The 19012-nt window shown below is 71.7% G+C and carries 19 protein-coding genes; 16 read left to right on the top strand and 3 right to left on the bottom strand.

Annotation, left to right across the window (positions count from 1 at the left end; all coding sequences use genetic code 11):
• The first annotated feature begins 74 nt into the window (after window positions 1-74).
• The 16 genes from H6H00_RS20160 to H6H00_RS20085 are packed head-to-tail and all read left to right on the top strand — an operon-like array spanning window position 75 to window position 16194.
• The gene (locus tag H6H00_RS20160) at window positions 75-902 is read left to right on the top strand and encodes a sugar phosphate isomerase/epimerase family protein (protein WP_185717297.1); all 828 of its coding nucleotides are present in this window, start codon (window positions 75-77) and stop codon (window positions 900-902) included.
• Complete coding sequence (locus H6H00_RS20155) at window positions 899-2041, top strand: substrate-binding domain-containing protein (RefSeq protein WP_185717296.1); 1143 nt, start codon at window positions 899-901, stop codon at window positions 2039-2041. Before H6H00_RS20160 ends, H6H00_RS20155 begins: the two co-directional genes overlap by 4 nt.
• Complete coding sequence (locus tag H6H00_RS20150; RefSeq protein ID WP_221775604.1) at window positions 2038-3525, top strand: sugar ABC transporter ATP-binding protein; 1488 nt, start codon at window positions 2038-2040, stop codon at window positions 3523-3525. Before H6H00_RS20155 ends, H6H00_RS20150 begins: the two co-directional genes overlap by 4 nt.
• A complete protein-coding gene (locus tag H6H00_RS20145; RefSeq protein ID WP_185717295.1) occupies window positions 3522-4481 on the top strand; it encodes an ABC transporter permease in 960 nt (319 codons plus the stop codon). The genes H6H00_RS20150 and H6H00_RS20145 overlap by 4 nt, the downstream gene beginning before the upstream one ends.
• A complete protein-coding gene (locus tag H6H00_RS20140; RefSeq protein ID WP_185717294.1) occupies window positions 4481-5539 on the top strand; it encodes a Gfo/Idh/MocA family protein in 1059 nt (352 codons plus the stop codon). Before H6H00_RS20145 ends, H6H00_RS20140 begins: the two co-directional genes overlap by 1 nt.
• Window positions 5536-6456 (top strand): sugar phosphate isomerase/epimerase family protein, encoded by a 921-nt coding sequence (locus H6H00_RS20135; RefSeq protein WP_185717293.1) that lies wholly within the window; start codon window positions 5536-5538, stop codon window positions 6454-6456. Before H6H00_RS20140 ends, H6H00_RS20135 begins: the two co-directional genes overlap by 4 nt.
• A 1-nt stretch (window position 6457) precedes the next feature.
• Window positions 6458-7891, top strand: coding sequence for an extracellular solute-binding protein (locus H6H00_RS20130; protein WP_185717292.1), 1434 nt, complete (start codon window positions 6458-6460; stop codon window positions 7889-7891).
• Window positions 7888-8811 carry a carbohydrate ABC transporter permease gene (locus H6H00_RS20125; RefSeq protein WP_185717291.1) on the top strand — a complete coding sequence of 308 codons (924 nt, stop codon included), beginning with the start codon at window positions 7888-7890 and terminating at the stop codon, window positions 8809-8811. The genes H6H00_RS20130 and H6H00_RS20125 overlap by 4 nt, the downstream gene beginning before the upstream one ends.
• Entirely contained in the window at window positions 8811-9641 is an 831-nt protein-coding gene (locus tag H6H00_RS20120; RefSeq protein ID WP_185717290.1) for a carbohydrate ABC transporter permease, read from the top strand. The genes H6H00_RS20125 and H6H00_RS20120 overlap by 1 nt, the downstream gene beginning before the upstream one ends.
• A 12-nt stretch (window positions 9642-9653) precedes the next feature.
• Window positions 9654-10502: a sugar phosphate isomerase/epimerase family protein gene (locus tag H6H00_RS20115; protein ID WP_185717289.1), complete on the top strand. Its 849-nt coding sequence runs from the start codon at window positions 9654-9656 to the stop codon at window positions 10500-10502.
• Window positions 10503-10513: 11 nt separating this feature from the next.
• Window positions 10514-11665 (top strand): agarase, encoded by a 1152-nt coding sequence (locus H6H00_RS20110; RefSeq protein WP_185717288.1) that lies wholly within the window; start codon window positions 10514-10516, stop codon window positions 11663-11665.
• A gap of 11 nt (window positions 11666-11676) precedes the next feature.
• On the top strand, window positions 11677-12561 hold the full coding sequence (locus tag H6H00_RS20105) for an alpha/beta fold hydrolase (RefSeq protein ID WP_185717287.1): 885 nt from the start codon (window positions 11677-11679) through the stop codon (window positions 12559-12561).
• Complete coding sequence (locus tag H6H00_RS20100) at window positions 12561-13667, top strand: glycoside hydrolase family 5 protein (protein WP_185717286.1); 1107 nt, start codon at window positions 12561-12563, stop codon at window positions 13665-13667. Before H6H00_RS20105 ends, H6H00_RS20100 begins: the two co-directional genes overlap by 1 nt.
• 1 nt (window position 13668) lies before the next feature.
• On the top strand, window positions 13669-14481 hold the full coding sequence (locus H6H00_RS20095) for a mycofactocin-coupled SDR family oxidoreductase (protein ID WP_185717285.1): 813 nt from the start codon (window positions 13669-13671) through the stop codon (window positions 14479-14481).
• A gap of 8 nt (window positions 14482-14489) precedes the next feature.
• Entirely contained in the window at window positions 14490-15380 is an 891-nt protein-coding gene (locus tag H6H00_RS20090; protein WP_185717284.1) for an alpha/beta fold hydrolase, read from the top strand.
• Window position 15381: 1 nt separating this feature from the next.
• Entirely contained in the window at window positions 15382-16194 is an 813-nt protein-coding gene (locus H6H00_RS20085) for a mycofactocin-coupled SDR family oxidoreductase (protein ID WP_185717283.1), read from the top strand.
• A 23-nt stretch (window positions 16195-16217) separates the two neighbouring features.
• On the opposite strand, the gene H6H00_RS20080 is transcribed toward H6H00_RS20085, so the two are convergent.
• From H6H00_RS20080 to H6H00_RS20070, 3 genes are read right to left on the bottom strand one after another with little or no spacing between them, the layout of a single operon-like run.
• Window positions 16218-16904, bottom strand: coding sequence for a TetR/AcrR family transcriptional regulator (locus H6H00_RS20080; RefSeq protein WP_185717282.1), 687 nt, complete (start codon window positions 16902-16904; stop codon window positions 16218-16220).
• Window positions 16905-16957: 53 nt separating this feature from the next.
• Entirely contained in the window at window positions 16958-17950 is a 993-nt protein-coding gene (locus tag H6H00_RS20075; RefSeq protein WP_185717281.1) for a phosphotransferase family protein, read from the bottom strand.
• A complete protein-coding gene (locus H6H00_RS20070) occupies window positions 17947-19011 on the bottom strand; it encodes a TIGR03857 family LLM class F420-dependent oxidoreductase (protein ID WP_185717280.1) in 1065 nt (354 codons plus the stop codon). The genes H6H00_RS20075 and H6H00_RS20070 overlap by 4 nt, the downstream gene beginning before the upstream one ends.
• Window position 19012: the final 1 nt, after the last annotated feature.

Genomic DNA, 19012 nt, shown 5'->3' with positions numbered 1-19012 from the left:
GGATCGTAGAGCATTGACTTTTGTACAGACCACACTTAACTTCGCTCGCGACAGGCCAAAGAAGGAGAGTCGCGATGCGCGTCGGTTGTCACTCGATCACCTGGGGCGGCGTCACCGGGGACGCCACCGGTGTCACCAGCGTCAAGGACCTCGTCTACCGGGTGCCGGGCGACATGCATCGCGCCCTGCGGGACATCGCGGCGGCCGGGTACGAGGGCGTGGAGATGTTCGACGGGAACGTCGCCGACCTCGCGGAGCGGCCGGACCAGCTGCACGCCCTCTTGGCCGAGACCGGTCTGGCGCTGGTCGGCGTCTACACCGGCGCCAACTTCGTCTACGACGACGCGCTGCCCGACGAGCTGTACCGGGTCCGCCGCGCCGCGGAGCTCGCGCGGACCTTCGGAGCCGAGCAGCTCGTCGTCGGCGGCGGGGCGCGCCGCGCCACCGGCACCCCGGACAGCGACTACGACCGCCTCGCGGCGGCCCTGGACACCGTCGACGACATCGCCCGGGAGCACGGCCTGTCCGCCTGCTACCACCCGCACCTGTCGACGATCGTGGAGGGACCGGACGAGGTCGAGAAGATCTTCACCCGCTCCCGCATCGGGTTCTGCCCGGACACCGCGCACCTCGCGGCGGGCGGCGGCGACCCGGCCGAGCTGATCCGCCGCTTCCCGGACCGGATCCGCCACGTGCACCTCAAGGACCTGCGCGATGGCGTGTTCCTCCCGCTGGGCGAGGGCGACGTCGACTTCACCGACGTGCTCGCCGCGATTCGCGAGGTCGGCTACGACCGCTGGCTGGTGGTCGAGCTCGACTCCTACGACGGCGATCCGGCCGAGGCCGCCCGGATCAGCCGGGCCTTCCTGGACCGTGTCCTCCTCGATGGGGCCCGCACGTGAAGCGCCTGGTGGCCGCGGCGGCGCTGGTCGCGCTGCTCGCCGGCTGCAGCGTCGCGACCGACCGGGTGCCCCCGCAGCGCGGCTACCCCCCTGCGCAGGAGGCGCTCGCCGCGCTGGCCGGGCAGGTGCTCGCCACCGGACCCAACGGCGAGCCGCCCGCCCGGGCCGAGGACGTGGCCCTCACCCCCGCCGAGATCGAGCAGGTCCGGGGCATGGGCGCCACCGCCGCGATCGTCATGCACTACACCGGCGACGGCTGGACCGACGCCCAGATCGCGGGCCTGCGCCAGACGTTCGACGAGCTGGGCATCGAGGTCATCGCCGTGACCGACGCGAACTTCGAGCCCGACCGGCAGGTCTCCGACATCGAGACCGTGCTCGCCCGGCAGCCCGACGTCATCGTCTCCATCCCGGCCGACCCCGTCGCCACGGCGGGCGCCTACCGGCAGGCCGCCGACGCCGGGGTGCGGCTGGTGTTCATGGACAACGTGCCGCAGGGCATGGTCGCAGGCGAGGACTACGTGTCCGCGGTGTCGGCCGACAACGTCGGCAACGGGGTGGTGGCCGCGCACCTGATGGCCGACGCGCTGGGCGGCGAGGGCGAGATCGGCGTGCTCTACCACGAGGCCGACTTCCAGGTGACCCGCCAGCGCACCGAGGGCTTCGAGCAGACCATCGCCCGCGACTACCCGGGCATCCGGATCGTCGACCGCAAGGGCGTGACCGGCCCGGACTTCGCCGGGCAGGCGCAGGCCGCGTCCGTCGCGATGATGGTCAAGCACCAGGACCTGGCCGGCATCTGGGGCGTCTGGGACGTGCCGACCGAGGGGATCCTCGCCGCGGCCCGCTCGATCGACCGCACCGACCTGGCGATCACCACCGAGGACCTCGGGCCCAATGTGGCCATCGCGCTCGCGTCGAACGAGTACGTGGCCGGCCTGGGCGCGCAGCGACCCTTCGACCAGGGCGTGGCCGAGGCGCGGCTGGCCGCCTACGGCCTGCTCGACAAGCCCGCGCCGCCCTACGTCGCGCTCGACGCGCTGCCCGTGACCCGCGACAACGTGCTCGACGCGTGGCGCGAGGTCTACCGCACCGACCCGCCGGCCGCGGTCGTCGAGTCGATGGGGGGCCTCTCATGACCGTGGTGATGACGGGGATCGAGAAGGGCTTCTCGGGCACACCGGTGCTCAAGGGCGTCGACCTCGTGCTGGAGCCGGGGCAGGTGCACGCGATCGCAGGCGGCAACGGCGCGGGCAAGTCGACGTTGATGAAGATCCTGCAGGGCGTGCACCGGCCGGACTCGGGCACCGTGACCGTCGACGGGCACGAGGTCGGCTTCGGCGGCCCGCGTGACGCAGAGGCGGCCGGCATCGGGATGGTGTTCCAGGAGTTCAGCCTGGTCCCGACGCTGACGGTGGCGCGCAACGTCTTCCTGGGCCGCGAGCCGCGCCGCTTCGGCCTGATCGACGACGCCGCGATGGTGCGCCGCACGGCGGAGATCCTCGACGGGATGGGTGTCGACCTCGACCCGACCGCCCCGCTGCACACGCTGTCCACCGGGTACCAGCAGCTCACCGAGATCGCGAAGGCGCTCGCGATCGACGCCCGCGTGCTGATCATGGACGAGCCGACGGCGAGCCTCACCCGCACCGAGTCCGAGGCGCTGTTCGCGCTGATCGGGCGGGTCAGGGAGCAGGGGGTGGCGGTCGCCTACATCTCGCACCGGATGGAGGAGATCTACCGCATCTGCGACCGGATCACCGTGCTGCGCGACGGCGGGGTGGCGCTGTCGGAGGAGATCGCGGCGGTCACGCCGCAGCAGGTCGTCGAGGCGATCGTCGGGCGGCAGATGGAGAGCGCGCTGGAGTGGGAGGAGCGGCGGGCGCCGGACGGTGACCCGCTGCTGGAGGTCCGCGGCCTCACCGGCCCGGGCGTGGAGGGCATGTCGTTCTCGCTGCGGGCGGGAGAGATCCTGGGGCTCGCGGGGCTGATGGGCAGCGGGCGCACCGAGCTGGCACGCCTGGTGTTCGGGATCGACCGGCCGACCGCGGGTGAGATCCTGCTGCGCGGCGAGCCCGCCGGCATCACGAACCCGCGCATCGCGATCGCGAAGGGCGTCGCGCTGGTGCCGGAGGACCGGCGGCTGCAGGGGCTGGTGCTCGGGCACGCCGTGCGCGACAACCTGCTGCTGCCGGCCCTGGACGGGCTCACCCGGGGCGGGATCGTCGACGACCGGCGGGGCGACGGTCTCGCCGCCCGGCTGATCGAGCGGTTGCAGATCCGGCTCAGCTCGCCGAAGCGGGCCGTGCGCCTGCTGTCGGGCGGCAACCAGCAGAAGGTCGTCCTCGGCAAGTGGCTGGGCAAGGAGCCCGAGGTGCTGATCCTCGACGAGCCCACCGCCGGCGTCGACATCGGTACCAAGACCGAGATCATCACGCGCATCCGCGAACTGGCGGACGCGGGCACGGCCGTCATCGTCATCTCCTCGGAGCTCGCGGAGCTGCTCGCCGTGAGCGACCGCGTGCTGGTGCTGCGCCGCGGCACCGTCTCGGCGGATCTGGACCGCCGCGACATCGCCGACGAGGAGTCCCTCCAGCTCGCGATCCAGGGAGTCGAGAAATGATCACGACAACGGACATCCGCCCGAGCCTGCTGAACAGGCTGGACTGGCGCGACTACGCGATCTACATCGGCTTCGTCGTGGTGTTCGGGCTCTTCGCGATCTTCCTCGCCGGGGACGGCTTCCTCACCGGCACCAACCTGCTCAACATCTTCCGGCAGACCGCGATCATCTCGATCATGGCCGTCGCGATGACGTTCGTGATCGCGGCCGCGCAGATCGACCTGTCCGTGGGGTCGGTGGCCGGGCTGGCCAGCGTGGTGGCGGCCATCGCGATCGCCGGTACCGGCTCCACGTGGCTCGGCGTGCTGGCCGGGCTCGGGGTCGGGGTGATCATCGGAGCGGTCAACGGCGGCCTGGTGACGTTCCTGGGGATGCCGTCGTTCCTGGTGACCCTGGCGATGCTCGGCATCGCGTTCGGGCTCGCGCAGTTCATCACGACCTCGGCACCGGTACCGATCCTCGACGACACCTTCAACGCGATCTTCGGTGGCGGCAACATCGGCCCGGTCCCCGGCCTGCTGGTGTGGACGGTGATCGCCGTCGCGATCGGCGCGGTGGTGCTGGCCAAGACCCGCTACGGGCGCCAGGTGCTCGCCACCGGCGGCAACCGGGTCGCCGCGGAGTACAGCGGCGTGAACACCAAGCGGATCACCTTCACGGTGATGCTCGTGTCCTCGGTGGTCGCGGCCGTCGCCGGGATGCTCTACGCCGGGCGCCTGGAATCGGGCCGCTACCAGTGGGGCACCGGCGACGAGCTGTCGGTGATCGCCGCGGTGATCCTCGGCGGCACCTCCCTGTTCGGCGGTGCGGGCAGCATCATCGGCGCGCTGTTCGGATCGCTGCTCATCGGACTCATCAACAACGGCCTGATCCTCGCGGGCCTCGACAACAGCCAGCAGCAGATCATCCGCGGCCTGATCATCATCGTCGCGGTGGCACTGGCGCGGAAGAAGTGATGACGGACCACTCTCGGACAGGCACGATCAGAGCAGGGATCATCGGGGCCGGATTCATCGGGGAGGTGCACGCGAACGCCGTCCGCGCCGCGGGAGGCGTCGTGACGCGGGTGGCGGCCTCCTCGCCGCAACGGTCGGCCGCCGCGGCCGCCCGGCTGGGCGCGCTCGCCCCGGCCGCCACCGGCGAGGAGCTGATCGACGCCGAGGACGTCGACGTGGTGCACATCTGCACCCCCAACTCGCTGCACGTGCCGCTGGCCCGCCGCGCGTTGGCCGCCGGCAAGTCGGCGGTCTGCGAGAAGCCGCTGGCGACGACCCTGGACGACGCCCGCTCGCTCGCCGCCGCGGCGGGCGCGACCGTCGCGACGGTGCCCTTCGCCTACCGCTTCTACCCGGCGGTGCGCGAGGCCCGGGCCCGCGTCGCGGCCGGGGACGCGGGCCCGCTGCACCTGCTCCACGGTGCCTATCTGCAGGACTGGCAGGCGGGCGGCGCGGCGGCCGGCTGGCGGGGCGAGGAGTCCGAGGGCGGGGCACACCGCGCGTTCGCCGACATCGGGGTGCACTGGTGCGACCTCGTCGAGTTCGTCAGCGGCCACCGCATCACGCGTCTGCTGGCCCGGACGACCGGCGGCGGCACCGGCAGCACCGTGCAGTTCGAGACCGGCGACGGTGCGGCGGGTTCCCTGGTCGTCAGCCAGACCGCGGTCGGCAGGCGCAACAGCCTGCGGTTCTCCCTCGACGGCGAGCGGGCCGCCTACGGCTTCGACCAGGAGCACCCGGAGTCGCTGGTCGTCGGCGGCCTGGACGGCAACCTGACCGTGCACCGCGGCTCCCCTGCCGCCTCGAAGGCCGCGGCGCGCTACTCGCTGCTCCCGCCCGGGCATCCCCAGGGCTACCAGGACTGTTTCAACGCGTTCGTGACGGACACCTACGCGGCGGTGGCCGGCGATGCACCGGAAGGCCTGCCGACCTTCGCCGACGGACTGCGCGCCGCCGCACTGACCGACGCCGTGATCACGTCGTCGGAGAGCTCGACCTGGGTGGAGGTGCCCTCGTGAAACTCGGATTCCTCACGGCCTGCCTGCCGGACCGCTCGCTGCCCGAGATCGCGGCCTGGGCGGCGGAGCACGCCTACGAGGCGCTGGAGGTGGCGGCCTGGCCCGACCTGGGCGCCCGGCCGTTCACCGCCACCCACCTCGACGCCGCCGGGTTCACCGACCGGGAGGCCGACGCCACCCGGACGTTGTTCGACCGGCACGGGCTGACGCTGTCCTCGTTGGCCTTCTACGACAACAACCTGCACCCCGACCCGGACGAGCGGCGGGCGGTCAACGAGCACGTCGCCGCCTGCATCGACGCCGCCGCGCTGGTCGGCTGCCCGACCGTCGGCACGTTCGTCGGCCGCCATCCCGGGCAGTCGGTCGCGGAGAACCTGGCCGAGGCGGAGAAGGTCTTCGCCCCGCTGGTGGACCGCGCCGGGGAGAAGGGGGTGAAGCTGATCATCGAGAACTGCGTGATGGAGGGCTGGCACCCCGACGGCTACCCCGGCAACCTCGCCTACTCCCCCGAGCTGTGGGAGTGGATGTTCTCGATCGGGCTGTACCTCAACTACGACCCGAGCCACCTGGTGTGGATGGGGATCGACCCGGTCGAGGCCCTGCGCCCGTACGTCGACCGGATCCCGCACGCCCAGGCCAAGGACATCCAGCTGTTCCCCGAGAAGCGCAACCGCTACGGCTGGCCGGGCAAGGCCGTGGTCCGGGAGGACCCGTTCGACGTGGGCTGGTGGCGCTACCGCGTGCCCGGCCTCGGCGACGTCGACTGGGCCACGGTGGTCGACACGCTCTACGAGGGCGGTTTCGACGGCGTGCTGTCCGTCGAGCACGAGGACCCGGTCTGGGGTGGCACCGAGGACAAGGTGCACACCGGGCTCGAGGTCGCGCACCGCACCCTGCGCCCGCTGATCGTCGCCTGAGATGAGGCGGCCTGGGAGGGGTCTGCGGAGCCGGGTCTCGCGGCTGGTGGCGGTGTCGGCCGTCGCCGCCCTGCTCGCCACCGGCTGCGGTGGGGGCGCGACGGGTGGGGGCGCCGACCCGGCGAGCCCCAAGCCGCCGCAGCTCCGGATGCTCTACGCCACGGCGGAGGCCAACGCGGAGGCGGTGCAGAACCTCGTGCCGCACTTCCGCGAGGTCTTCGGCATCGACCTGCAGATCGACACCCAGCCCTACGACGCGCTGCAGCAGCGGGTGTACGCCGAGGTCGCCACCCGTAGCTCCTACTACGACATCCTGATCGTCGACACGCCCTGGGCGCCCGCGCTGGTACGCGCCCTGGAGCCGCTGAGCGGCTACCTGACGAACCCCGCGGTCAACGACGTCGCGCCGGCGCAGCTCGAGGACCTGATCCCCAAGGTGCTCGCCGACACCGCGGTGTACGACGCCGACGACGAGGTCCGGCAGTTCCCCGACCCGGCCACCGCGTCGGACGTCGCCGCCGTCACCGGGCAGGGGTTCGACGTCTACGGCATGCCGCTGCAGGCCAACGCGATGGTGATGGCCTACCGCAAGGACCTCTTCGCCGACCCGGCCGAACAGGCGGCGTTCGCGCAGCGCTACGGCCGCCCGCTCGCGGTGCCGACGACCTGGGACGAGTTCTCCCAGGTCGCGGAGTTCTTCACGCGCCCGGAGCAGGACCTCTACGGCACCACGATGATGGCCGGCGTCGGCGACTGGGCCACCGACGACTTCAAGTCGCTGCTCGCCGGGTTCGGCGGCGACGGCCGGATGATCGGCGAGGACCTGTCCCTGGACTTCGCGGGCCCCGAGGGCGAGCAGGCGCTCACCTACTACCACCGCCTGATCAGCGAGCAGCGCAGCGTCCCGCCCGGCACGACGGCGGCCTCGTGGGACGAGACGGCGTCGTCGTTCGACAGCGGGCTCACGGCGATGACGTTCAACTACCACTCGCTGGAGCTCGACCCCGCGGTCGGCGGCGAGATCGGCTACGCCCCGGTTCCCGTGGCGCAGGCCCGCGGCCCGCACTTCGGCACCTGGATGCTCTCGCTCAACAGGTTCTCGCAGCACAAGGCGTGGGCCTACCGGGCGATCACCTGGCTGACCGCGCCCGAGCAGCAGCTCGCGATGACCGCCGACGGGCTGCACCCCAGCCGCACCTCGGTCTACGCGGCGCTGGCGGGCGACGAGTTCTACACCGCGCTCGGCGGGTCGCTCGCCGAGGGCGTCGGGCGTCCCCGGCTCACCAACTACACCGAGATCAGCCGGGCCATCGCGGTCGCGGTCAACACCGCGGCCAGTGGCGAGGCCACCCCGCGGGAGGCGCTGGACAAGGCCGTCGAGGACGTCACCCGACGGCTCACCCAGGCCGGCTACGAGCTGCCGGAGGCGTCATGAGCACCCAGGAGCTGACCCGGGCGGCCGCACCCGCGACGCCGCTGCCCCGGCGTGCCGGCCGGCACAGGAGGTCCGGGCCGTGGCTGCTCATGGCGCCTACCCTCGTGGTGCTCCTGCTCATGACGGTGTTCCCGGCCCTCTACCTGCTGCGGGCGAGCTTCCGCGACGAGAACCTGCTCGGCGGCAGCTCCGAGTGGGTGGGGTTCGACAACTACGGTTTCGTGCTCACCGACCCGTCGGCCCTGCGGAGCCTGCTGCTCACGCTGGCGTTCGTGGTGGTCTCGGTGGCGCTGCAGCTGGGACTCGGGATGGCGCTGGCGATGCCGCTGGCCACCCGCACGCGGGCCAACACGATCGGCACCCTGCTGCTGCTGGTGCCGTTCGCGATCACGCCCGCGGTGTCCGGCCTGATCTTCCGTGAGCTGCTCAACCCCAACTACGGGTGGGTCAACCACTACCTCGGGATCAGTACCGAGTGGCTGTCCCAGCCGACCACGGCCTGGATCGCGCTGCTCACGCTGGAGGTGTGGGCCTGGACGCCGTTCGTGGCGCTGATCCTCATCGCCGGGCGGCAGGCCGTGCCCCCGGAGCCGCTGGAGGCCGCCGCGATCGACGGTGCCTCCCGCTGGCAGAGCTTCCGGTACATCGTGCTCCCGCAGCTCATGCCGTTCGTCGCGATCGCGGTGGTGCTGCGGACGATCCAGGCGTTCAAGACCTTCGACTCGTTCAAGATCCTCACCAACGGCGGGCCCGGTGAGGCCACCGAGATCATCAACCTGGGGATCCACCGCGTCGCCCTGCAGAGCTTCCGGATCGGCGCAGCGTCGGCGTTCGCGGTGCTGCTGCTGATCGTCCTGTCGCTGCTGGTCCCCGCGATGCTGCGGGTGATCAAGCGCTACACGCAGCCCGAGGAGTCCTGATGTCCACCGTCTCCCGCCTCGCCGGACGGACCGTGCTGTGGATCTGGCTGCTCGTCGGCCTGCTCCCGGTCGTGTTCATGGTGAGCACCTCGCTGCGACCGGAGGAGATCGCCAAGCGGCTCCCGCCCGAGTGGTCGTTCACCCCGACGCTGGAGCACTACGGCGCCGTGCTCGCCGGCGCCGCGGGCACGTCGGTCGGCTACGACCGGCTGCTGCTCAACAGCGTGGTCGTGACGGCCGGGGCCACCCTGCTCACGATCGCGCTGGCCGTGCCCGCCGCGTACGCGCTGTCGATGCGCCACTTCCGGGCCCGCGGCGCGCTGTCGTCGTGGATCCTGTCGACCTACCTGTTCCCGCCGATCGTGGCCGTGATCCCGGTGTTCATCGCCGCCGGGTACCTGGGGCTGATCGACACCTACGCCGTGCTGATCGTGCCGTACGCGGCGTTCAACCTGCCGATCGCCGTGTGGATCCTGCGCAGCTCGATCGTGGCGATCCCGGTGGAGATCACCGAGGCGGCGATGGTGGACGGCGCGTCGACGTGGACGGTGCTGCGCCGCATCGTCTGGCCGCTGCTCGTCCCGGCCGTCGCGACGGTGTCGATCCTCTCGGCGATCCTCGCCTGGAACGAGTTCCTGTTCGCGCTGTCACTCACCCGCGCGGGCGCCAAGACCGGTCCCGTCGGGATCCAGGAGTTCACCGGCATGTTCGGCACGCAGTGGGGCAACCTCACCGCCGCCGCCACGGTGATCACCGCGCCGATCCTCGTCCTCACCCTGATCATGCGGCGCCGCATCGTCGCGGGCCTGACCTTCGGTGCCGTCAAGTAGAGAGGAGATCCGGTGCGCTACGCCGCCGAGATCCTGCCGTACCACGACTACCCCCTGGAGGTGGCGATCCGCGAGCTCGCCGGGCTCGGGTTCACCGAGGTCAACCTGTGGTCCTCGGCCGCGCCGCTGGCCCACCACGTCAACCCGGGGGACGACCCGTCCGCGATCCGGGCCGTGCTCGACCACTACGGCGTCCGCCCCTGCGGCCTGACGATGTACGGCAAGACGCAGGACGAGATGCTGGAGCGCATCGAGTTCGCCCGCGACCTCGGCATCGACACCGTGGTGTTCGACTGCGAGGCGAACTACCCCGACTTCGTGTCGACGTTCCTCCCCGCCCTGGTGGAGGCCGCGGCGCGCAACGGCGTGCGGATCGCCGTGGAGAACCACCTGACCGTGCCGTTCAGCGCCGACTTCGAGTCCGGGCACGGCGAGGAGCAGCGCTGGGACGAAGGCGTCGACACGTTCGCGCAGATCAAGCGGCTGGTGCGCGACATCGACCACCCGAACCTCGGGATCTGCCTCGCCCCGCCGCACCTGTGGGTCATGCAGGACGGCATCACCGAGGCGATCACCTGGCTCGCCGAGCGCGGCAAGCTCTTCTACTACTACATCTGGGACATCGACCGGGCCTACCGGCACGGCGTCGACGGCCTGAATTTCGGACCCGGCGAGCAGCAGCTGCCCCGCGTCGGCGGCACCCTCGACCACGCCGTCCCGCTCGGGACGCTCGCCCGCCTGGGCTACCGCGGCCCGGCCGGCCTCAAGTGCCACGGCACCGGCGGCTGGCCCCTGCACCACATCACCGACGAACTGGCCAAGGCCGACGCGTACGTGCGCTCGTGCCTGCCCACCCCCTGACAGGAGAGACATTGTCCGAGATCGACAGCTACGGCGGCTCCACCCGCTGGCGGTTCGACGCCACCGGTGCGTTCCGGCTCGACCGCGACGGTGACCGGTGGTGGCTGGTGGACCCGCTGGGCAACGGCTTCCTGTCCGTCGGCCTCAATCACATCGACGACTCCGACCTGAAGTACCCGCACAACCTCGAGGTCTGGAAGCAGCGCTACGGCGGCTCGCGCGATCGCTGGATCACCGAGGGCGTCGTCACCGACCTGCGCAACTGGGGCTTCAACTCCATCGGCTGGACCCAGCAGTACATCGGCGGGGGCTGGCGGGAGAAGTTCGACTGGTCCCAGATCGTCGTCGTCGAGCACGGCGCGCAGTGGACCGTGGCCGACCTCGAGGCCGCCGGGATGCCCTACATCATCCAGATGCGGCTGGCGGAGAACGAGAACTGGAACGGGCGCCCGTTCTACCCCGACGTCTTCGACGCCGACTTCGACGACCACTGCGCCTACCTCGCGCGCAGCATCTGCGTCGACGCCGCCGAGAGCACGAACCTCATCGGCTACTCGTTCGTCGACGCGCCGCTGTGGTTCCGCCACCCCGCGGGCGCGGACTGGCCGGGGCTCGAGGGGCTCGAGGGGGACAAGCGCGAGGCGAAGCTCTTCGAGATCGCCTCGACGTACTACGAGACGATCCACCGCCACATCCGCACCTACGACCCGCACCACCTGATCCTGGGCGACCGCTACAACGGCGACAACGAGCTGCCCGACGTGGTGCTCGAGGCGGCGAAGCCCTACATCGACGTGCTGTCGGTGCAGTACTACCCGGGCAACGACCAGGCCTCGCGCGACCACGTGATCAGCCACGCCCGCGGGCTGTACGAGCGGGTCGGCAAGCCGATCCTCATCCCCGACATCGGCAACTGGACCGCCACCGAGCTCAACCCGCAGCGCACGATGGACGGCGTCGAGGACCAGGCCGCCCGCGCGCAGCACTACGTCGACACCTTCACCGACCTGGTGCGCGAGCCGTGGCTGCTGGGCTGGCACTGGTGCGGCTACGTCGAGAACCTCGCCCGCGGTTGGGGCATGAAGGACCCGTGGGACGAGCCGTACCCCGATTACGTCGATCCCGTCGCGGAGTTCAACCGCCGCGTCTACGACCTGCTGTGAGAGGAGAACCCATGCGCATCGTCGACCATCGCGGCGATCTCGTCCGGCACGGGCGCGAAACCGTCAACGGGGTGCGGCTGCACTACCTGACCGCAGGTGAGGGCGAGCCGGTGCTGCTGCTGCACGGCGTGCCCAAGACCTCCTACCACTGGCGGCACGTGATCCCGCTGCTCACCCCGCACTACCAGGTGATCGTCCCGGACATGCGCGGCCTCGGGGACTCCGAGCACGCGACCGACGGCTACGACATGCGCAACGTCGCCGAGGACTTCGCGCAGCTGATGTCCGCGCTGGGCCACGAGCGCTTCCGCGTCGTCGGCGAGGACTGGGGCGCCGCGGCGGCCTACCAGCTCGCCGCGGCCTATCCCGACCGTGTGCAGCAGCTGGTCTACCAGGAGATGATCCTTCCCGGCTTCGGACTGGAGGACTACTCGTTCCTCACCGCACAGAACGTGCGCAGCTACGTCTGGCTCTGGCACATCAACTTCTACGCGGTGCCCGAGTTCCCGGAGATGCTGATCAACGGGCACGAGCGGGAGTACTTCTCCTACTTCATCAAGCACGAGACGCACGACCCGACGGCGATCACGCCCGACGCCATTGACGAGTACGTGCGCTGCTACGGCTCACCCGGCGGGGTGAAGTGCATGTGCGAGATCTACCGGGCGACGCTGACCGACGGCGACCAGAACGTCGAGTCGGCCAAGACCCCGCTCCGGATGCCGGTGCTGGCCGTGGGCAGCGAACACTTCATCGGCGCGGACAACGAGCGGCAGATGCGCGAGGTCGCCCAGGACGTGCGGTCGGTGATCCTGCCGTGGGGCCACCAGCTCGCCGAGGAGTCCCCCGACGAGCTGGCCGGGCACTACCTGCGGTTCTTCGGTGGTGAGCTCTGATGACGTTCGCGATCCGGGACGGGCGGCTCGTCGACCCGGAGGGCAACCCGTTCCTGTCCCTCGCCCTGAACCACGTGGACGAGACCAACCTCAAGTTCCCGCGCAACCGTGACATCTGGCGGGAGCGCTACGGCTCGCGCGAACGCTGGATCGCCGACGGGGCCGTCGCCGACCTGCGGAACTGGTCGTTCAACACCCTGGGCTGGACCCAGGAGTACGTCGCGGGCGGCTGGGGCGAGGCGCTGGACTGGTTCGGCGACCCGATCGACCTCAGGCACTCGACCCCGTGGTCGGCGGCGGAGCTGCGCGGGGCGGGTATCCCCTACGTCGCCCAGGTGCCGGTCATGGAGATCGAGGACTGGAACGGCCACCCCGCGTTCCGGCCCCTGGACCCTGCTCACGGAGGCGACGACTTCGCGGTCTGGTGCGACTACCTCGCGCGCAGCATCGCCGCCGAGCACGCCGACTCGCCGGACCTGCTCGGCTACTTCCTCGTCGACATCCCGGCCTGGCTGCCGCACGCCTCCGGGGCCGACTTCGCCGAGCTGCGCGGCCTCGACCCGGCCGAACGGGACAGGCGGCTCTACGACGTGGCCAGCCGCTACTACGAGACGATCGTGACGGCCATCCGCCGCCACGACCCCGACCACCTGATCCTCGGTGACCGGTTCAACGGCAACAAGGGCATCCCCGAGCCGGTGCTGCGGGCGATGGCGCCCTTCGTCGACGTGCTGTCGGTGCAGTACTTCACCGAGCCGACCCAGGAGTCCCGCACGCAGCTGCGCGACGACCTCGCGCGCTGGCGCGAACAGTGCGGGGGCAAGCCGGTGATCGTCGCCGACGCCGGCAACTGGACGCCGACCGAGCTCAACCCGCACCGGACCGGGTGCGCCGACCACGCCGAACGCGGCGTCGACTACGGCGCCGCCCTGGACGCCCTGCTCGACGAGCCGTGGTTCGCGGGCTGGCACTGGTGCGGCTACGTCGAGAACACCGGTGGCCGCGGCTGGGGTGTGAAGGACCCGTGGGACGAGCCCTACACCGACCTCACCGACGCCATCACCGAGCACAACCGCCGCGCACTGGCGCGGTACGGGAAGGACTGAGATGGGACAGCTGGACGGCAAGGTCGCGGTCATCACCGGCGGCGGACGCGGGCAGGGCCGGTCGCACGCGATCCGCCTGGCCGAGGAGGGCGCCGACGTCGTGATCTGCGACATCACCGAACAGGTGGGATCGGTGCCGTTCCCGACCGGGCAGCGGGGCGACCTCGACGAGACCGTGGCCGCGGTCGAGAAGACCGGACGGCGCTGCGTCGCGATCGAGGCCGACGTGCGCAGCACGGCCGACATGACCCGTCTCGCCGACACCGCGATGGACGAGTTCGGCCGCATCGACATCCACCTGGCCAACGCCGGGATCCTGAGCCTGTCGGAGAACACCTGGGAGCTCACCGACGAGGCCTGGGACGACATGATCGACATCAACCTGACGGGGGTGTTCAAGTCCTGCCGGGCGGTCGTCCCGCACATCCGCGCGGGCGGCGCGGGCGGCACGATCCTCATCACCTCGTCGATCGCCGGGCTGCGCGCCGTCGCCGGCTGCACGCACTACACGGCGGCCAAGCACGGGATCGTCGGGCTGATGCGCACGCTGGCCCGCGAGCTGGCGCCCGAGTCGATCCGGGTCAACACCATCCACCCGACGGGCGTGGCGTCGCCGATGTCGAACAACGACTTCTTCCCGCAGTGGCTCACCGAGCACGAGGAGCTCGGCAACGCCATGCGGTTCAACCTGATGCCCGTCGACGCGCTGGCCGAGCGGGACGTGTCCGACGTCGTCGCCTTCCTCTGTTCCGACGCCGGCAAGTGGATCACCGGGACGACCGTGCCGATCGACGCCGGCTTCATGCTCAAGTAGGGAGATCCATGCTCGACATCTTCGACCACGCCGGTACGCCCGTCACCCACGGCCGCCGGACGGTCAACGGGGTGCGCCTGCACTACGTCACCGCCGGGTCGGGGCCCGCGCTCGTGCTGCTGCACGGCGTCCCGAAGACCTGGTACTACTGGCACCGCGTCATCCCGCTGCTCACCGAGCACTTCACCGTGATCGCCCCGGACGTGCGCGGGTTCGGTGACTCGGCCCGGCCCGAGGGCGGCTACGACATGGGCACGATCGCCGAGGACATCGCCGCGTTGCTCACCGAGCTGGGCCACGAGCGTTTCGCCGTGGCGGGCGAGGACTGGGGTGCCGCGTTCGCCTACGCCGTCGCCGCCGGCTTCCCGGAGCGGGTCACGAAGCTCTCCTTCGGCGAGATGCTGCTGCCCGGGTTCGGGCTCGAGGACTGGTCGGCCCTCACGGCCGAGAACGTGCGGTCGAGCCACTTCCTGTGGCACGTCGGCTTCTTCCACGTCCCGGACTTCCCGGAGATGCTGATCAGCGGCCGGGAGGAGGCCTTCTGGTCGACGTGGATGAAGAACGAGACCTACAACCCGGCCGCGATCACGCCGGACTGCGTGGCGGAGTGGGTGCGCTGCTCGTCGGCGCCGGGCGGGCTGCGGGCGATCTTCGAGGTCTACCGGGCCACGTTCACCAACATCGCCCTCGACGAGCGCTGGGCGCGGACGCCGCTCCCGATGCCGGTGCTGGCCGTGGCGAGCGAGCACTTCATCGGCCAGGAGACGCGCCGGCAGATGGAGCGCGTGAGCGACGACGTGCAGTACGTGGAGCTCGCCGACTGCGGGCACAGCATGGCGTTGGAGCGGCCCGACGCGCTGGCCGAGGTCATGCGCGACTTCTTCCTGAAGGGACACTGACATGGGCAGGATGGACGGCAGGGTCGCCGTGGTCACCGGTGGCGGACGCGGGCAGGGCCGCTCGCACGCCGTCATGCTCGCGAGCGAGGGCGCGGACGTCGTGATCCTCGACGCGCCGGGTGACATCGCGACGATCGAGTACGCGATGAGCACGCCCGACGACATGGCCGAGACCGTGGCGCTGGTGGAGAAGCAGGGCCGGCGCTGCCTGGCCGTGGAGACCGACATCCGCGACACCGCGGCGGTGAACGCGGCCGCGGAGCGCACGATGGCCGAGTTCGGTCGCGTCGACGCGCTGATCTCCAACGCCGGCGTCATGAGCGCCGCGGACAGCACCTGGCAGCTCACCGACGAGCAGTGGCAGGACATGCTCGACGTCAACGTCACGGGCGGATGGAAGGTCTGCCGGGCGTTCGTGCCCCACATGATCGAGGGCAAGCGGGGCGGGGCGATCGTGCTCACCGGCTCCACCGGCGGCCTCCGGTCGGTGGCCGGGTGCACCCACTACAACGTGGCCAAGCACGGGCTCATCGCGTTGATGCGCACGCTCGCCTGGGAGCTGGCGGAAGAGATGATCCGCGTCAACGTCGTGCACCCCACCGGGGTGAACACCGAGATGTCCAACAACCGGTGGTTCGTCGACTGGATGGGCGAGCACGAGCGGCTCACCGGCCCGATGCGCGGCAACCTGATGCCGGTGGACGTCGTCGAGCCCGAGGACGTGTCGAAGATGATCTCGTTCCTGGTGTCCGACGACGCCCGCTACGTGACCGGCACGGAGGTCCGGGTCGACGCCGGCTTCATGCTGAAGTAGCACGTCTCGCCGGAGCCGGGGGCTCAGGTGGTGGCGGGGACGCCGGACGGCAGCACGGCGTCGAGATCGACGTCGGCACCGAGCACGAGACGGATCATCGTGGTGGCGACGGCGTCGGGGTCGTCGCGCTCCGGGTCGAACCACTTGTAGATCCAGCTGGTCATGCCGATCAGGGCGTGCGCGGCGTGCCGGGGGTCGACCGAGGCCACCTCCCCGGCCTCGACGGCCGCCGTGACGACCGAGGCGAAGCGCCGGACGTATTCGCGCTCCTTGCGGATGATCTGGTCCCGGTAGGCGTCGTCGAGGCGGGGGCGCTGGTCGAAGAACACGGCGAACAGACTGGGGTCCGCGGCCACCATCCGGACCTGGTGGCCCACAAGTGCCGCGAGCTGCTGGCGGGGGTCGGCGATCCCGGCCAGCTCGTCGAGGCGCTGCAGGGAGATGGTCAACGCCCGGTCGAAGATCAGGTAGAGCAGCTGGGCCTTGCTGCGGAGGTAGTGGTAGAGGCTCGCCCGGCGCAGGTCGAGCGCGGCGGCGACGTCGTCGAGCGAGCCGGAGTCGTAGCCGCGTTCGTGGAAGACCTTGATGCCGGTCTCGATGATCTCGTCGAGGCGGGCGAGGTACTCCGGCGACGGCTCGGTGAGCCGCGGGCGGCCGGGCCGGCGGCGCGGCGCACCGTCGGGTGTCGACCGGCGGGCCGGAGGCGGCATGCGGAACTCCCTCACTCCCGGTCCCGGGCGACGGGCTGCATCAGGACCGTGACCTACTGTAGAGACGCCGCGGCGGAGGTCCGTGACGACCCGGCGTCGCGGAGATCGTCGTCGAGCTGCGCGGCCAGCCTCCGCAGCAGGTCGCGCTCCCCGCCGGGCCCCAGCAGGTCGAGCACCCGCCGGGTCAGGGCCACCATCTTCACCGCCCCCAACACCGACCAGAACTCCCACGCGGCGCCGTCGACGGGCCGGCCCGCGGCGCGCCCGTAGAGATCCACCCAGCGGGTGACCGGCACCAGCCCGCCGACGAGCCCGGTGCCCAGGCGCCAGCACGACAGCGCGGCGTACGCGCTGTCCTCCAGCGGGTCGCCGGCGTGCGCCATCTCCCAGTCCAGCACGGCGCGGAAGCCCTCCGACCCGTAAATCAGGTTCCCGGTGCGGTAGTCGCCGTGCACGAGCGCGACCCGCTCCGGTGGCGGCGGGAGGTGCGTATCGAGCCAGCACTGCGCCGCCCGGACCGCGGGGGTCCTGGCGTCGGGTACCGAGTCCAGCGCCCGGGCCCACCGCGCCACCTCGCGCGGGGCGACCTCGTCGGGCGGCGGCAGCGGGCCGACGACGTCGGGCAGGTCGACGGCGTGCACCGCGGCGAGCACGGTGGCCAGCTGCGCGCCGAGCGCGTCGCGGCGGGCGAGGTGGTGTGGATCGCGCAGCAGCGGGCCGACCGACGCGGTGCCCGGCACGCGGTCCATCACCAGGAACGGGCGACCCAGCGGGCTGCCGGCGCCGCCGGAGGTGAGCACCCCGGGCACCGGCAGCCCGGCGCCGTGCAGCCCGGCGAGCAGCTCGGCCTCGGCCTCGCGGCCGAGCGAGTCCGCACTGCCGACGACGCCGGTCGTCAGGTCGGCGCAGAGGATCAGCGGCCGCTCCTGCCCGTCGACGTCGGCGTCGAACGACCACATCTCCCGTGAGTAGCCGCCCTTGAGCCGCTCCAGGGCCCGGACCGGGCCGCCCACGACGGCGGCCAGCACCTCGGCCGTGACCGTCACGACGGACCGCCGCGGCGGTTCCCGGTTGCCGCCATGCACGTCTCCCAGGCCGCCGCCAGGCCGGTGGCCTCCGCGGGCGACGCTCCGTGCACCAGCACCTCGTCGGCGCCCGCCGCGCGGTACTGCACCCCTCTGGCGGCGCACTGCGCGCTCGTCCCGATCGCGGCTCCCTCGGTGAACCACGCCTCGGGCAGCACCTCCGCGGACGCGACGAGCCGGTCGCGGGTGAACGCGGTGTCCGCGATCCCGCCGCCGGCCAGCGACGGATGCGCGCGCAGCCGCTCCAGCACGCGCGCGTCCCACCCGTTGCGCCCGACGAGCAGCTCACCGAGCCCGCGGACCTGGAAGTAGCTCACCGCGCGGGCCCGCACCGCCAGGTCGACCCGTTCGGGCGGCAGGTCGGGGGCGGCCACCAACGTCGTGACGACGTGGACGGACGACGGATCGCGCCCGGCCCGCTCCGCCGCCCTGCGTACGGTCGCGACCGACGCCGCCACCGCGTCGGCGGTGAGGAACGGGTGCAGCAGCACGCCGTCGAAGGCCCGGCCGGCGAGCTCGAGCCCGCGCGGGCCGATCGTCCCCAGCACGACCGGCGGCGCGCCGTGGGGCGGGAGGTCGGAGAAGCGCATGCCGCGGAACGACCCGGCCGGGCCCTCCTCGGTGACCCGCTCCCCCGTCCACAGCCTGCGCAGCACCGACACCAGGTGCTCCAGCCCGGCCAGCGTCGGCTGCGGCACCCCGAGCGACGGGGCCAGCGCGCCCATCCCCCGCCCCAGCCCCAGCACGAACCGGCCGCCGCTGAGCGTGTGCGCGGTGGCGGCCATCGAGGCCAGCGTCAGGGGGTGCCGGGTGCCCTGGTGCACCACGCCGGTGGCCACCCGCGTGCGAGTGGTGGTGGCGGCCACCGCGCCGCACACCACTCCCGCGTCCTTGACGTCGAGCCGCTCGCTGACCCAGACCGTGCCGAACCCGGCCCGCTCCGCGTCGCGCGCCTCCCCCAGCACCGCCGACGGGTCGGGCGCGCGGCCGGGCAGGACGTAGACGCCGAGGTCGTCGTGCATG

The organism is Pseudonocardia petroleophila (assembly GCF_014235185.1).
GTDB lineage: Bacteria > Actinomycetota > Actinomycetes > Mycobacteriales > Pseudonocardiaceae > Pseudonocardia > Pseudonocardia petroleophila.
This window is presented reverse-complemented; position numbering and strand designations above follow the sequence as displayed.

Excerpts from the sequence above, each read along its gene's own strand:
- H6H00_RS20160 (WP_185717297.1), top strand. The coding sequence starts at position 75 with ATGCGCGTCGGTTGTCACTCGATCACCTGGGGCGGCGTCACCGGGGAC.
- H6H00_RS20150 (WP_221775604.1), top strand. The coding sequence starts at position 2,038 with ATGACCGTGGTGATGACGGGGATCGAGAAGGGCTTCTCGGGCACACCG.
- H6H00_RS20145 (WP_185717295.1), top strand. The coding sequence starts at position 3,522 with ATGATCACGACAACGGACATCCGCCCGAGCCTGCTGAACAGGCTGGAC.
- H6H00_RS20140 (WP_185717294.1), top strand. The coding sequence starts at position 4,481 with ATGACGGACCACTCTCGGACAGGCACGATCAGAGCAGGGATCATCGGG.
- H6H00_RS20130 (WP_185717292.1), top strand. The coding sequence starts at position 6,458 with ATGAGGCGGCCTGGGAGGGGTCTGCGGAGCCGGGTCTCGCGGCTGGTG.
- H6H00_RS20125 (WP_185717291.1), top strand. The coding sequence starts at position 7,888 with ATGAGCACCCAGGAGCTGACCCGGGCGGCCGCACCCGCGACGCCGCTG.
- H6H00_RS20120 (WP_185717290.1), top strand. The coding sequence starts at position 8,811 with ATGTCCACCGTCTCCCGCCTCGCCGGACGGACCGTGCTGTGGATCTGG.
- H6H00_RS20105 (WP_185717287.1), top strand. The coding sequence starts at position 11,677 with ATGCGCATCGTCGACCATCGCGGCGATCTCGTCCGGCACGGGCGCGAA.
- H6H00_RS20100 (WP_185717286.1), top strand. The coding sequence starts at position 12,561 with ATGACGTTCGCGATCCGGGACGGGCGGCTCGTCGACCCGGAGGGCAAC.
- H6H00_RS20095 (WP_185717285.1), top strand. The coding sequence starts at position 13,669 with ATGGGACAGCTGGACGGCAAGGTCGCGGTCATCACCGGCGGCGGACGC.
- H6H00_RS20090 (WP_185717284.1), top strand. The coding sequence starts at position 14,490 with ATGCTCGACATCTTCGACCACGCCGGTACGCCCGTCACCCACGGCCGC.
- H6H00_RS20085 (WP_185717283.1), top strand. The coding sequence starts at position 15,382 with ATGGGCAGGATGGACGGCAGGGTCGCCGTGGTCACCGGTGGCGGACGC.
- H6H00_RS20080 (WP_185717282.1), bottom strand. The coding sequence starts at position 16,904 with ATGCCGCCTCCGGCCCGCCGGTCGACACCCGACGGTGCGCCGCGCCGC.
- H6H00_RS20070 (WP_185717280.1), bottom strand. The coding sequence starts at position 19,011 with ATGCACGACGACCTCGGCGTCTACGTCCTGCCCGGCCGCGCGCCCGAC.